Consider the following 11,746-nt stretch of genomic DNA (forward strand, 5'->3'; position numbering starts at 1 on the left):
TTCAACAAGCTCAAACACTTCAGAGCCGTCGCCACCCGCTACGACAAGCGAGACGACAATTTCCTCGCTTCGATCCAACTCGCATCAATCCGCATCTGGCTGCGAAGTTATGAGTCGGTCACCTAGGCCCTGGCCGGTACGAGACCGGCCGGGGCGCTCAGGATCGCGTCACTTGCTGGTGCACTCCACGGAGCCCGGCACCAGCTTCATGGAGATGACATACTGGTCGCCCGTCTTCACCGGCTTGGCGATGGAGGAACGGGCAGAGGTCTGCCAGTTGAGGCATGCCACGCGCGGACCGTGGTCGTCGTCGATCTGAAGCGTATAGAAGTCCTTGCGGAAGACCGTGAACAGCGACAGCTCCGGCATATGCGGGCCGCTCTCCGGCTCGAACTGTGAACAGCGGTTCCAGAAGGGGCGGCAGGATTCGGTATAGACGGTGCGCGTTTCCTTGGACTGCAGAACCGGCGTCCCCGCAGCGACCAGCGCCCTTGCCGCGTCAGGTCTCCCCCAGGACTGAGGACCGAGCGGTGCGGCAATTTCTGGCCGAGAATGCTTCACCCTCCCCAGCGCGCCGCACAAATACCCCCCGCAACGCAAGCCTGTGCTTGCCAGTTGCGCCAAGTGGCGGCAATGTCCGCTCGGAAAACGCTCAGCGGTTGCATGGTGGGGCCATCTCGCGGGGCGACGAGAATATGGGAATTCCGACATCATGATCACGGACGCTCGGACTGAAGGTGCCGGCAAGAGGAACGGGAGCGCCCTGCCCCAGGAGCGGGCGGGCCGTCTGAGCCGCCGGTCGTTTCTCGCCGGTTCGGCCGCCACCTTCGGCGCGCTGGGCCTCGCCGGCTGCGCGGGGACCGACGGCATGAGCCTCGCCGAGGCGGAAAAGCTCTACGGGCCCGTGCCCACTGAAAAATTCCCCATCCCGGCCACCGACATCAGCAAGGTGGATCCGAAATATTTCCGCCGGACCGTCACCTACGAGACCAAGGAAGCGCCGGGCACGATCATCGTCGATCCCAGCAATTACTACGTCTACCGGGTCGAGGGCGACAATGTCGCCACGCGCTACGGCGCCAATGTGGGGCGCGCGGGCTTCCTGTGGAACGGGGATGCCTATGTGGGCCGCAAGGGCGAATGGGCCACCTGGACCCCGCCCAAGGAGATGATCCAGCGCCAGCCGGAAGTGGCCAAATATGCCGGCGGCATGCCGGGCGGCCTGGAAAATCCGCTGGGTGCGCGCACGCTCTATCTCTACCAGAACGGCAAGTACACGCTCTATACGATCTATGCCAGCAGCGCGCCGGACTCCATCGGCAACGGTATCACCAGCGGCTGCGTGGGCCTGCTGAGCCAGGACATGATCGACCTGTATGACCGCACGCCGGTCAAGACCAAGGTGATCGTGCTGCCGGCATAGGGGTGGCCACGCCCCGCTGCGGGTCGCCGGAAGCCAGGCGTTTCGGCCGTTTTCTGCGATGATGCAGGCGCTGATCCCTCAAGGGGTCGGCGCCTTTTTCATGCGCGGCGCACTCCCTCACCCCGCCGGGCGGACGGTCCTGAAATTCTCGCGCGCCGCGTCGGTCAGGATCGCCCGGTGCAGCGAGCGGCCGGCGGGCGAGAGATCGCGCCCGGCCCGCTTGATGAGGAAAAGCTGACGCTCCACGCTCGGCCCCACCAGCGGGCGGAAGGTGAGCACGCGATGGTCCTCGCGCGGCCAGGCGAGGGTCGGCAGCGGCGCCACGCCCACGCCCGCCTCCACCATGGCGAGAAGCGTCGCCGGATGCTCCGCCTCGTGATGGGGCGCGGTCGCGACCGGCAGGCCCCGGTCCATCTCCAGACGGATGCCCGTGCCCGGCGCCATGGCGATGAGCCCGGCGGCGGAGGCCTCGGCCCAGGTCACCTCGGCCCGTTCCGCGAGGACATGGTCGCGGCGCATCACAAGCGCGAACGAGTCGGTGAGCAGGAAGGTGCTGTCCAGTTCCGGATCGTCGCCCGGCACATTGGCGATTCCCAGTTCCGCGTCGCCGCTGCGCAGCGTGGTGATGATCTGCTGGCGCGGCGCCTCGCGCACGCTCACGCTCACCATGGGATAGGCGGTCTGGAACCGCGCCAGCACCGAGGGCAGCAGCCGCAGTGCAACAGAGGGCACGCAAGTGACGGCCACATGGCCGCGCCGGTGCTCCTTCAGATCCCTCAAATCCTGCAACTGGTGTTCAAGATCCGCCAGCACGCGCTGGATGCCGGGCAGGAAATCCCGCCCCACCGCGCTCAGCTGGACGCTGCGCGTGGTGCGGTCCAGCAGGCGCACGCCCAGATCGCTCTCAAGCTGTTGCACCGCCTGGCTGAGCGCGGACTGGGAGATGCCCAGCAGCCGCGCCGCTCCGCTGAAGCTGCCGGCCTGGGCCACCGCCACGAAGGCCCGCAATTGCCGGAGATTCAGATTTATCGTCATGGCTAATAAATATATCTGTTTTTCCCGACTTGTTAATAAGACACCTCAATGAGAAGCTTTTAATCGTGAACAATAATTGTGCACCTGCGAAATACGCCGGGCACCGGACGGCGCGGAACACACGCCGCCACTTCCTTCCGAGAGGCTTTTGGCATGGTCATGGATCGGCGCTCCCTTTTGAAACTGTCCCTCGCGGGCGCGGCGGCGGGGGTCTTCGGCCCGCTGAGCGCGGCCCGCGCTGCCGGCACCCCCGTCATCATCTCCGAGGCGCTGCGCCTCGGCATGTATTCGACGCTCTATGTGGCGGCCGATAAGGGCCTGTTCGCCAAGCACGGGCTGGAGGCGGACGTCTCCACCGCCGGCGGCATCGCCTTGCCCACCCCCATCGTGCTCTCCGGCCGCGCCCAGTTCGGCGTCACCAGCCCCGGAATGTCGGTGAATGCGGCGCGCGAGGGCGGCAAGCTGAAGAACATCGCCAAGATCGTCGGCGGCGTCTCCATGTGGGCCATGGCGCGGCCCGACAGCCAGATCAAGTCCATCCAGGATTTGCGCGGCAAGACCATTGCCACGCTGAAATTCCCGTCCTCCACCATCCAGGTGCCCACCTATGCCATGAAGAGCGTGGGCGGGTTCGACCCCAAGGAAGCGGGCGTCACCTTCCTGGAACTGCCGGCGGGCGCCCAGGCCGCCGCCGTGAAGGACGGCCGGGCGGACGTGGCCACCGCCTTTGAATGGGACATCTCCATCGGCGCCGAGCAGTTCGGCCTCAAGCCGGTCCTGTCCTTCGGCGACATTATCGGCCCGCTCTGCTTCACCACCGCCATGGCGAGCGAGGAGTACATCGCCAAGAACCCGGCCACCGTGCAGGGCTTCTGCAACGCCCTCGCCGAGGCGCAGAAGATGATGCATGCGGACAATGCGGTGTTCACGCAGGTGGCCGAGAAATACTTCCCCAAGGTCGCCCCCTCGGTGATCGCCAACGCCACGAAGAACTTCTTCGACTCGCGCACGGCCATCCCGAAGAACCCGACCATCTCGGACGCCGAATGGACCCGCGCCATGGAGCTTGAGCTGGGCGGCGGCTCCATCAAGTCGCCCCTTCCCTATGCCCAGATGGTGGACAATTCCTTCGCCCTCAAGGCGGCGAAGGACTTCGGAGTTGCCGGATGACAGTCTCGACCAGCTTTCCCGCGTCCCGGCGGACAGTGACCCTGCCCGCCCGCCCCGAGCCGCTGACCCTCGCCGTCGAGGAAACCGCGGTCATCGTGGTGGACATGCAGAACGCCTATGCCTCCGAGGGCGGATATCTCGACCTCGCCGGCTTCGACATTTCCGGCGCCAAGGCGGCCATTGAAGCCATCGCCGAGACGGTGGAGGTGGCGCGGGCTGCTGGCGTCACGGTGATCTATTTCCAGAACGGCTGGGACAAGGATTATGTGGAAGCGGGCGGCCCCGGCTCGCCCAACTGGCACAAGTCCAACGCCCTGAAGACCATGCGCAAGCGCCCGGAGCTTCATGGCGAGCTTCTGGCCAAGGGCGGCTGGGACTATGCGCTGGTGGATGCGCTGGCCCCGCAGCCCGGCGACATCCTGGTGCCGAAGCCGCGCTATTCCGGCTTCTTCAACTCGCAGTTCGACAGCATCCTGAGGGCGCGGGGCATCCGCAACCTCGTCTTCTGCGGCATCGCCACCAATGTGTGCGTGGAATCCACGCTGCGCGACGGCTTCCACCTCGAATATTTCGGCGTCCTCTTGGAGGACGCCACCCATCAGGCCGGGCCGGACTATGTCCAGAAGGCCGCCGTCTACAACGTGGAGACCTTCTTCGGCTGGGTCTCCAACGTCGCCGAATTCCGCCGCGCCTTCGCGCAGACCCCTCCCAAGCAGGATTGAGGCTTCACATGACCTCCCGCGCCATCATCCCCCCCGGCTCCGGCACCCCGCTGGCCCCCTTCTCCCCCGGCATCCTGGCCGACAACATCGTCTATGTGTCGGGCACCCTGCCCTTCGACAAGGACAACAATGTCGTGCACCTGGGCGACGCTGCCGCCCAGACCCGGCATGTGCTTGAGATCATCAAGAGCGTGCTGGAAACCGCCGGCGCCTCCATGGCGGACGTGACCTTCAACCAGATCTTCCTCACCGACTGGGCCAATTACGCCGCCGTGAACGCGGTCTATGCGGAATATTTCCCCGGCGAGAAGCCCGCGCGCTTCTGCGTGCAGGCGGGCCTCGTGAAGCCCGGCGCGCTGGTGGAAATCGCCACGACCGCCCACAAGCGGGGCTGAACGGTGAGCCTGATGACCGCTCCCCTCCCGGCTCAAGCGCGTGTCCGCCGGGGCGGCTGGCAGGTTCGCCTGCCTTCCGCCCCCCGCGTGGCGCTCTACCAGATCGCCCTCCTGGTCGGTCTCCTCGCGGTCTGGGAGGCGGCGGTGACCATCGGCTGGCTGCCGGTCTATCTCTATGGGCGGCCGACCGGCGTGTTCGAGCGGGGCTGGCAGCTCATCCTCTCCGGCGAGCTGGCGCGCGATGCGGCGCTGACCGCCTGGGAGGCCGTGGCGGGCTTCGTCATCGGCACCGTGCTCGGCAGCGCGGCGGGCCTCGTGCTCTGGCTGTTCCCCACCGGGGCGGCGGTGCTGCGGCCCTATATGATCGCGCTCAACGGCCTGCCCAAGATCGCGCTCGCGCCGCTCATCATCGTGTGGTTCGGCATCGGCCTCGGCTCCAAGATCGCCATTGCCGCCATCATCACCTTCATCGTCGCCCTCATCACCGCCCAGCAGGGCGCCAAGGAGGTGGACGACGACCTGCTGAAGCTCATGCGCTCGCTGGGCGCCAGCCGGTTCCGCACCTGGCGGACGGTGATCGTGCCCGGCGCCGTGCCGTGGATCGTCTCGGCCTTCCGCCTCAATGTGGGCTTCGCGCTGATCGGCGCCGTGGTGGGCGAGTACATCGCCTCCAAGGAGGGCCTTGGCTACATGATCTACTATGCCGGTGTCCTCTACGACCTGAACGCCGTGTGGGTGGGCATCGCAGCTTTGATGGCCGTCGCCCTGCTCATGTACGGCGCCGTGGACCTGATCGAGCGGCGCCTGCGCGCCTGACCTCTCCCCCCTTGCGAGACGAAGACGTTCCATGCCCTACGCGCACGGCGGCGACGCCGACATCTATTACGAAGTCCATGGCCAGGGCACGCCCGTCCTGCTCTCGGCCGGAATGGGCGGCGGTGGCGGCTTCTGGCGGCCCCAGGTGGAAGCCCTCTCGGCCCGGCACACGGTCATCCTCTATGACCATGCCGGGACCGGCCGCAGCGCACGGGATATCGGCCCGCGCACCATCGCGGAAATGGCCGCCGACATGGCCCGCGTGCTGGACGCGGCGGGCGTGGACGATGCCCATGTGGCGGGCCACGCCATCGGCGGCATCATCGGCATGGAGCTGGCCCTCAGCGCCCCCGAGCGGGTGCGCAGCCTGACCGTGGTGAACGGCTGGGCACGGGCGGACGGCTTCCTGCGGCGCTGCTTCGAGGTGCGCACGCGCATCCTGCTGGCCTCCGGGCCGCAGGCTTATGTGCGGGCCCAGCCCCTCTTCCTCTATCCGCCCCGCTGGATCGCCGACAACATGGACACGCTGGAAGCGGAGGAGGCCCATATGGTGGCGAACTTCCCCTCCGCCGACACCATGCTGAGCCGCATCGAGACCTTCCTCGCCTTCGACGGGCGGGAGCGCATGGCGGATATCAGCGTGCCCACCCTGCTGGCGGTGGCGCGGGACGATGCCCTCGTGCCCGCTTATTTGTCGGAGCATCTGGCGGCGGGCATCCCCGGCGCCCGCATCGCCGAGGTGGAATGGGGCGCCCACGCCTTCACCGCCGTGGAACCGGACAGGTTCAACGACATGCTGCTCGCCTTCTGCGCGGAGACCGACCGATGACTGGAGCAACCACCCGCCGCAATGTGGTGCTGCGCGCCGAGGACGTGGGCATGGTCTTCCCCGGCCGGAACGGGCCGGTGGAAGCGATCCGCAAAGTGGATTTCGAGCTGTATGAGGGCGAGACGCTCGCCATCGTCGGTCCCTCCGGCTGCGGCAAGTCCACCTTGTTCAACGCCATTTCCGGCCTTCTGAAGCCCACGCGCGGCCTCATCGAGGTGGACGGCCTCAGGGTGGACGATGCCACCGGCCATGTGGGCTACATGCTCCAGAAGGACCTGCTGCTGCCCTGGCGCACGGTGATGGAGAATGTGGTTCTGGGCCTGGAGGTGCGCGGCACGCCCAAGGCCGAGGCCCGCGCCATCGCGCAGGACCTCATCAATGCCTATGGCCTGTCGGGCTTCGAGAATGCCAAGCCGGCCACCCTCTCCGGCGGCATGCGCCAGCGCGTCGCCATCATGCGCACGCTCGCCTTCGACCCCAAGGTGATCCTGCTGGACGAGCCGTTCTCCGCGCTCGACTTCCAGACCCGCTTGCTGCTGCAGGCGGACGTGGCGCGCATCATCGCCGAGCGGGGCAAGAGCGCCATCCTCGTCACCCACGACATCGGCGAGGCCATCGCCATGGCGGATCGCGTTCTGGTGCTCACCCTGCGCCCCGCCAGCGTGCGCGCCGTGCATGAGATCCGCCTGCCGCGTGAAGGCGCCGATCCCGTGGCGCTGCGCTCGGACACGGCCTTCAACGCATATTTCTCGCTGATCTGGAAGGATCTGGAGATCCCCAAGGCGGCCTGAGGCCGCCTTGCCGTTTCCATCTCATACCAACGGCCCCGGTCTTTGACCGGTGCCGAGCGGATTTCGCTCAAGCGCCGCGCGGGCTTGACCAAGGGTCCGTGAGACATGCTCACGGACCCTTGGTGTCAGGCGGCGCGGGCGCGTCGCCGCAGCAGGGCGTTCAGCAGCAAGGCGAGCAGCCCCGCCGCGCAAACCACGACCGCCAGAAGCTCGAAGCCGGAGGTGAAGCGGTCGGTGGTCTGCTTGATGAAGCCCACTGCATAGGGGCCGACGAAGCCCCCGAGATTGCCGATGGAATTGATGAGGGCGATGCCCGCCGCCGCCGCCGTGCCGCGCAGGAACAGCGGCGGGATGGACCAGAACGGGCCGAGCGCCGCATAGATGCCCACCGAGGCGCAGGTGATGGCGGCGATGGCCAGCAGGTGCGAACCCGCATGCACGCTCGCCACCAGCCCCACGGCGCCGAGAAACGCCGCCCCCGCCACATGCAGGACGCGCTCGCCGGACCTGTCGCTGTGGCGCCCCCACACCAGCATGGCCAGCGCGCTCAACAAATAGGGCGGAACCAGAAGCCACCCCACCTGCTGCACGCTGTAGCCCATGCCGCGCACGATCTGCGGCAGCCACAGGCCGATGCCGTACAACCCCACCACGAGCCCGAAATAGATCAGCCCCAGCAGCAGCACCCGCGTGTCGCGCAGCGCGGGCCAGAGGCTGTGGCGGGTGGTGGCGTCCTGCGACACATGATCGGCCGCGAGGCGCGCCGCGATGATCCGCTTTTCGTCCGCATCCAGCCAGCGGGCCTCGGCGGGGCCGTCCGGCAGGAGGACCAGCACGGCGAAGCCGAGCAAGGTGGCGGGCAGCCCCTCGATGATGAACAGCCACTGCCAGCCGGCAAGGCCCAGGACGCCGTGGCTTTCCATCACCAGCGCGGACAGCGGCGCGCCCACGGCGCTGGCGATGGGCACCGCCGCCATGAACAACGCGATGTAGCGCGCCCGCATGGCGAGCGGAAACCAATAGCCCAGATACAGGATCATGCCCGGCAGGAAGCCGGCCTCCGCCGCGCCCAGCAGGAAGCGCAGGATGAAGAAGGAGGTGGAGCCGGTCACGAAGGCGGTGGCGGCGGAGATGAGGCCCCAGGTGATCATGATGCGGCAGATCCACAGCCGCGCGCCCACCTTCTCCAGCACCAGGTTGGAGGGCACCTCGAACAGGAAATAGCCGATGAAGAAGATGCCGGCGCCCCAGCCATAGACTTCGGGGGAGAAGCCGAGATCGGCATTCATGGTGAGGGCCGCGAAGCCCACATTCACCCGGTCCAGGAAGCTCACCAGATAGAGCAGCATCATGAACGGGATGAGCCGCTTGGCCACCTTGGCGAAGGCGCGCTGCTCCTGCGCTGTCAGTCCCGTCGTCGTGTCCATCATCCGCACCCGTTTCCCAATGCGCGGCAACCTTCATGGCCACGGGGACGAGGTCAAGCCCACGGGTTGAGCTTACCGGTGGACCGGACGGGCGCATGGTATCCCACGGATGCTCCCCCACGGCCGGGCACGCAAAAGAGGAGCGCGCCCGCCCCGCGAGGAAGAGACGCGCTCCGTTTTACGGACAGAGGCGGGTGGGAGCGACGGCTACACCGTCTCCAGCGGCTTCAGCCCCGCCTCGATCTGCGCCCGGCGACCTTCCAGGAAGGGCGGCAAAGCCAGCTTCTCGCCCAGGGTCTCCATGGGCTCGTCGGCGGAAAAGCCCGGCTCGTCGGTGGCCAGTTCGAACAGGATGCCGTTGGGCTCGCGGAAATAGAGGCTGCGAAAATAGAAGCGGTCCACCGGACCGGAGGACGGCACCCGATACGCCTTCAGCCGCTCCGCCCAGGCGTCATATTCGGCGAAGGTGGGCACGCGGAAGGCGACGTGATGCACCCCGCCTGCCCCCTGCCCGGCCGGAGGCAGGTTCGGCTCCAGCCGCACATGCAGCTCGGCAGCGGGGCCGCCCTCGCCCATCTCGAACACGCTCACTTCCACGCCGTCCTCCACATAGGTGCGGGCCTTGCGCATGTTCATGAGCACGGTGAGCACGGCCTCGGTGGGGGCGAGGTCCGGCACGGAGAGGGTGATGGGGCCGAGGCCACGGATCTGGTGCTCGGCCGGAACCGGGCTGCGCTCCCAGGGCTCGCCGGGCCCCTGGCCGCCATCCACCACGAGGGAGAGGCGCTGGCCTTCCTTGTCCTCGAAATCCAGTACGGCACGCCCGTCGCGCTCAGCGATGGGGCTTGCGGACACGCCCTCGGCGGCAAGGCGGGCGGCCCAATAGTCCAGCGCCGCCGCATCGCGCACCCGCAGGGCGGTGCGGGCGATGGAATGGGTGCCCCGCCGCTCGCGGGCCGCGGGCCAGTCGAAGAAGGTGAGATCCGTGCCGGGGCTGCCGCGCCCGTCCGCATAGAAGAGGTGATAGGCGGAGGTGTCGTCCTGGTTCACCGTCTTCTTCACCAGGCGCATGCCCAGCGTCCGGGTGTAGAAATGGTGGTTATAGGGCGCGTCCGCCGAAACGGCGGTCAGATGGTGAATGCCCGTGAGCTGCATGGTGCGTCTCCTGCGGCGCGGCCCGTGGGGGCCGGCGAAAAGTCCAACCTCGCGGGGCGAGGCGTCCGAGGCCATATTTAGGGAATGCATCACCGCCACGCGAGACGCGAAGACGCAAGAACAGCTTGCAGCGATGCATACGAAACGCCCTAGGCTCTTTTCTCCCGGCCGGGGACACCATATGACCCAGGGATGACAGGCCCCGTGGCCTGATGCTGAAGCCGGTCGCACCATGTCCTATGCCGTGAAGGAAATGTTCAAGACGCTCCAGGGCGAAGGCGCCCAGGCGGGGCGCGCGGCCGTGTTCTGCCGCTTCGCCGGCTGCAATCTGTGGTCCGGCCGCGAGGAAGACCGGGCCGGCGCGGTCTGCCAGTTCTGCGATACCGATTTCGTGGGAATGGACGGGGACGGCGGCGGGCGCTTCGCCACTGCCCAGGCGCTGGCGGACGCGCTGGTGCGGGTGTGGGGGCCGGATGCGGCGCGGCGCTTCGTGGTGTTCACGGGCGGCGAGCCGCTGTTGCAGATCGATCCGGAACTGGTGGCCGCCGTGCATGAGCGGGGCTTCGAGATCGCCATCGAGACCAACGGCACCCAGACGCCCCCGGACGGCATCGACTGGATCTGCGTAAGCCCAAAGGCGGGGGCGGACCTGGTCCTGCGGCGGGGGCATGAATTGAAGCTGGTCTATCCCCAGCCCACCTTGCTGCCGGAGACGGTGGCCGCTCTCGATTTCACCCATTTCTACCTGCAGCCCATGGACGGCCCCGCCCGGCGCGCCAATACGGACGCGGCCGTGGCCTATTGCCTCGAACATCCCCAATGGCGTCTCTCGGTCCAGACCCATAAGATGATCGGAATTCCATAGAGCCTGATCCAATCAGGCTCTCGATCACCGGCCGGGCGCGGCTTTGCTTCACGGCACACGTGAAGCGCCCTGTCTGTTTATTTTTTACGTGTTTCCTTCAGGCGCACCGCTGCTCACCTCGCTCGGAAACGCTTCAAAGGACCCATCGTGCGGATCACACAGGCCTTCACCTTCGAGGCGGCGCACCGCCTGCCCCATGTCCCGCAGACGCATAAATGCTTCCGCATGCACGGCCATTCCTACCGGGTGGAACTGGTGCTGGAGGGGCCGGTGGACGGCCATACCGGGTTCGTGGCCGACTTCTTCGACGTGGAAGCTGCCTTCGCGCCCCTGCTGGAACAGCTCGACCATCATTGCCTGAACGAAATCGAGGGCCTGTCCAATCCCACGGCCGAGCATATCGCCGTGTGGATCTGGCAGCGGGCCAAGCCCATGCTGGCCCCGCTCGCTGTGGTGCGGGTGTTCGAGACGCCCATGTCCTGGGCGGAATATGACGAGGGATAAAATATGCCCCGCCGGAGCGTGAAGCGGGCCGCGCGGCGACCCGCTCCCGCCGGTCAGCCGATGAAGCCCCGGAAGGCTTCAAGCTGGGTGCGGATGAAATCCCGTGTGCCTTCGTCGGTCAGCACGCCGTCTCCGCTGACCTTCTTGTGGGCCGCGCCCACCATCACTTCCGGCACGTTCATCACCTTGGCATCCAGCGCCACCAGGATCTGGCGCAGGTGATACTGCATGCGCGCGCCACCCAAGGCGCCCATGGAGGCCGACTGGATGAGCAGCGGCTTGCCCTTCAGCGGCATGGGCTTGAGGCGGGAAATCCAGTCGATGGCATTCTTCAGGCCGCCCGGCACCGAATAATTATATTCCGGCGACACCACGATCACGCCGTCCGCCGTGGCGATGGCATCGCCCAGCGCGACCACCTGCTCGGGGAAGCCCGCATCCTGGATGTCGCCGCTATAGATGGGCAGTTGCGCCACCGAGGGTAGCAACACCACCTCCACCCCTTCCGGAGCGAGTTCACTCAGGGCGCGCGCGATGGCGGCATTGTAGGATCCTTTGCGGACGCTGCCGAGCCAGACCACCCACTTCATCGCGGTTCTCCTTCATTTTCCGCG

The 11,746-nt window shown here is 67.0% G+C and carries 14 protein-coding genes and 1 pseudogene; 10 read left to right on the plus strand and 5 right to left on the minus strand.

Annotation, left to right across the window (positions count from 1 at the left end; genetic code table 11):
- Positions 1 to 126, plus strand: a pseudogene (locus EJJ38_RS11935) (IS5/IS1182 family transposase); the annotation flags it as partial.
- Between the two features lie 42 nt (positions 127 to 168).
- Here the strand turns inward: EJJ38_RS11935 and EJJ38_RS11940 are convergent.
- Positions 169 to 369: a hypothetical protein gene (locus tag EJJ38_RS11940; protein WP_127090377.1), complete on the minus strand. Its 201-nt coding sequence runs from the start codon at positions 367 to 369 to the stop codon at positions 169 to 171.
- A gap of 343 nt (positions 370 to 712) precedes the next feature.
- Here EJJ38_RS11940 and EJJ38_RS11945 point away from each other — a divergent pair, with 343 nt between their 5' ends.
- Positions 713 to 1,423, plus strand: coding sequence for a L,D-transpeptidase family protein (locus EJJ38_RS11945; protein ID WP_127090378.1), 711 nt, complete (start codon positions 713 to 715; stop codon positions 1,421 to 1,423).
- A gap of 117 nt (positions 1,424 to 1,540) precedes the next feature.
- Here EJJ38_RS11945 and EJJ38_RS11950 read toward each other — a convergent pair whose 3' ends face one another.
- Positions 1,541 to 2,458, minus strand: a complete 918-nt coding sequence (locus EJJ38_RS11950) for a LysR family transcriptional regulator (RefSeq protein WP_127090379.1) — start codon at positions 2,456 to 2,458, stop codon at positions 1,541 to 1,543.
- Positions 2,459 to 2,635: 177 nt separating this feature from the next.
- On the opposite strand from EJJ38_RS11950, the gene EJJ38_RS11955 reads away from it, so the two are divergent.
- From EJJ38_RS11955 to EJJ38_RS11980, 6 genes are read left to right on the plus strand one after another with little or no spacing between them, the layout of a single operon-like run.
- On the plus strand, positions 2,636 to 3,628 hold the full coding sequence (locus tag EJJ38_RS11955; protein WP_245454222.1) for an ABC transporter substrate-binding protein: 993 nt from the start codon (positions 2,636 to 2,638) through the stop codon (positions 3,626 to 3,628).
- Complete coding sequence (gene rutB, locus EJJ38_RS11960) at positions 3,625 to 4,350, plus strand: pyrimidine utilization protein B (RefSeq protein WP_127090381.1); 726 nt, start codon at positions 3,625 to 3,627, stop codon at positions 4,348 to 4,350. Before EJJ38_RS11955 ends, rutB begins: the two co-directional genes overlap by 4 nt.
- Before the next feature lie 8 nt (positions 4,351 to 4,358).
- Positions 4,359 to 4,745: a pyrimidine utilization protein C gene (rutC, locus tag EJJ38_RS11965; protein ID WP_127090382.1), complete on the plus strand. Its 387-nt coding sequence runs from the start codon at positions 4,359 to 4,361 to the stop codon at positions 4,743 to 4,745.
- A 12-nt stretch (positions 4,746 to 4,757) separates the two neighbouring features.
- On the plus strand, positions 4,758 to 5,561 hold the full coding sequence (locus EJJ38_RS11970; RefSeq protein WP_127090383.1) for an ABC transporter permease: 804 nt from the start codon (positions 4,758 to 4,760) through the stop codon (positions 5,559 to 5,561).
- Between the two features lie 31 nt (positions 5,562 to 5,592).
- Positions 5,593 to 6,390, plus strand: coding sequence for a pyrimidine utilization protein D (rutD, locus tag EJJ38_RS11975; protein ID WP_127090384.1), 798 nt, complete (start codon positions 5,593 to 5,595; stop codon positions 6,388 to 6,390).
- The gene (locus EJJ38_RS11980; protein WP_127090385.1) at positions 6,387 to 7,181 is read left to right on the plus strand and encodes an ABC transporter ATP-binding protein; all 795 of its coding nucleotides are present in this window, start codon (positions 6,387 to 6,389) and stop codon (positions 7,179 to 7,181) included. The genes rutD and EJJ38_RS11980 overlap by 4 nt, the downstream gene beginning before the upstream one ends.
- Before the next feature lie 125 nt (positions 7,182 to 7,306).
- On the opposite strand, the gene EJJ38_RS11985 is transcribed toward EJJ38_RS11980, so the two are convergent.
- The gene (locus EJJ38_RS11985; protein ID WP_338021870.1) at positions 7,307 to 8,611 is read right to left on the minus strand and encodes an MFS transporter; all 1,305 of its coding nucleotides are present in this window, start codon (positions 8,609 to 8,611) and stop codon (positions 7,307 to 7,309) included.
- A gap of 204 nt (positions 8,612 to 8,815) precedes the next feature.
- Positions 8,816 to 9,763 (minus strand): ring-cleaving dioxygenase, encoded by a 948-nt coding sequence (locus EJJ38_RS11990; RefSeq protein ID WP_127090386.1) that lies wholly within the window; start codon positions 9,761 to 9,763, stop codon positions 8,816 to 8,818.
- Between the two features lie 232 nt (positions 9,764 to 9,995).
- Between EJJ38_RS11990 and queE the strand changes: the two genes are divergently transcribed.
- Both queE and queD read left to right on the plus strand, forming a co-directional pair.
- Entirely contained in the window at positions 9,996 to 10,628 is a 633-nt protein-coding gene (queE, locus tag EJJ38_RS11995) for a 7-carboxy-7-deazaguanine synthase (protein WP_127090387.1), read from the plus strand.
- Positions 10,629 to 10,775: 147 nt separating this feature from the next.
- Complete coding sequence (gene queD, locus EJJ38_RS12000) at positions 10,776 to 11,132, plus strand: 6-carboxytetrahydropterin synthase QueD (protein WP_127090388.1); 357 nt, start codon at positions 10,776 to 10,778, stop codon at positions 11,130 to 11,132.
- Between the two features lie 53 nt (positions 11,133 to 11,185).
- Here queD and EJJ38_RS12005 read toward each other — a convergent pair whose 3' ends face one another.
- Positions 11,186 to 11,722 (minus strand): NADPH-dependent FMN reductase, encoded by a 537-nt coding sequence (locus tag EJJ38_RS12005; protein WP_127090389.1) that lies wholly within the window; start codon positions 11,720 to 11,722, stop codon positions 11,186 to 11,188.
- Positions 11,723 to 11,746: the final 24 nt, after the last annotated feature.

The organism is Aquabacter cavernae, from assembly GCF_003993795.1.
In the GTDB taxonomy this organism is placed as follows: Bacteria; Pseudomonadota; Alphaproteobacteria; order Rhizobiales; family Xanthobacteraceae; genus Aquabacter; species Aquabacter cavernae.

Coding starts and splice junctions, on each gene's coding strand:
- EJJ38_RS11940 (WP_127090377.1), bottom strand. CDS start 369: ATGCCGGAGCTGTCGCTGTTCACGGTCTTCCGCAAGGACTTCTATACG.
- EJJ38_RS11945 (WP_127090378.1), top strand. CDS start 713: ATGATCACGGACGCTCGGACTGAAGGTGCCGGCAAGAGGAACGGGAGC.
- EJJ38_RS11950 (WP_127090379.1), bottom strand. CDS start 2,458: ATGACGATAAATCTGAATCTCCGGCAATTGCGGGCCTTCGTGGCGGTG.
- rutB (WP_127090381.1), top strand. CDS start 3,625: ATGACAGTCTCGACCAGCTTTCCCGCGTCCCGGCGGACAGTGACCCTG.
- rutC (WP_127090382.1), top strand. CDS start 4,359: ATGACCTCCCGCGCCATCATCCCCCCCGGCTCCGGCACCCCGCTGGCC.
- EJJ38_RS11970 (WP_127090383.1), top strand. CDS start 4,758: ATGACCGCTCCCCTCCCGGCTCAAGCGCGTGTCCGCCGGGGCGGCTGG.
- rutD (WP_127090384.1), top strand. CDS start 5,593: ATGCCCTACGCGCACGGCGGCGACGCCGACATCTATTACGAAGTCCAT.
- EJJ38_RS11980 (WP_127090385.1), top strand. CDS start 6,387: ATGACTGGAGCAACCACCCGCCGCAATGTGGTGCTGCGCGCCGAGGAC.
- EJJ38_RS11985 (WP_338021870.1), bottom strand. CDS start 8,611: ATGATGGACACGACGACGGGACTGACAGCGCAGGAGCAGCGCGCCTTC.
- EJJ38_RS11990 (WP_127090386.1), bottom strand. CDS start 9,763: ATGCAGCTCACGGGCATTCACCATCTGACCGCCGTTTCGGCGGACGCG.
- queE (WP_127090387.1), top strand. CDS start 9,996: ATGTCCTATGCCGTGAAGGAAATGTTCAAGACGCTCCAGGGCGAAGGC.
- EJJ38_RS12005 (WP_127090389.1), bottom strand. CDS start 11,722: ATGAAGTGGGTGGTCTGGCTCGGCAGCGTCCGCAAAGGATCCTACAAT.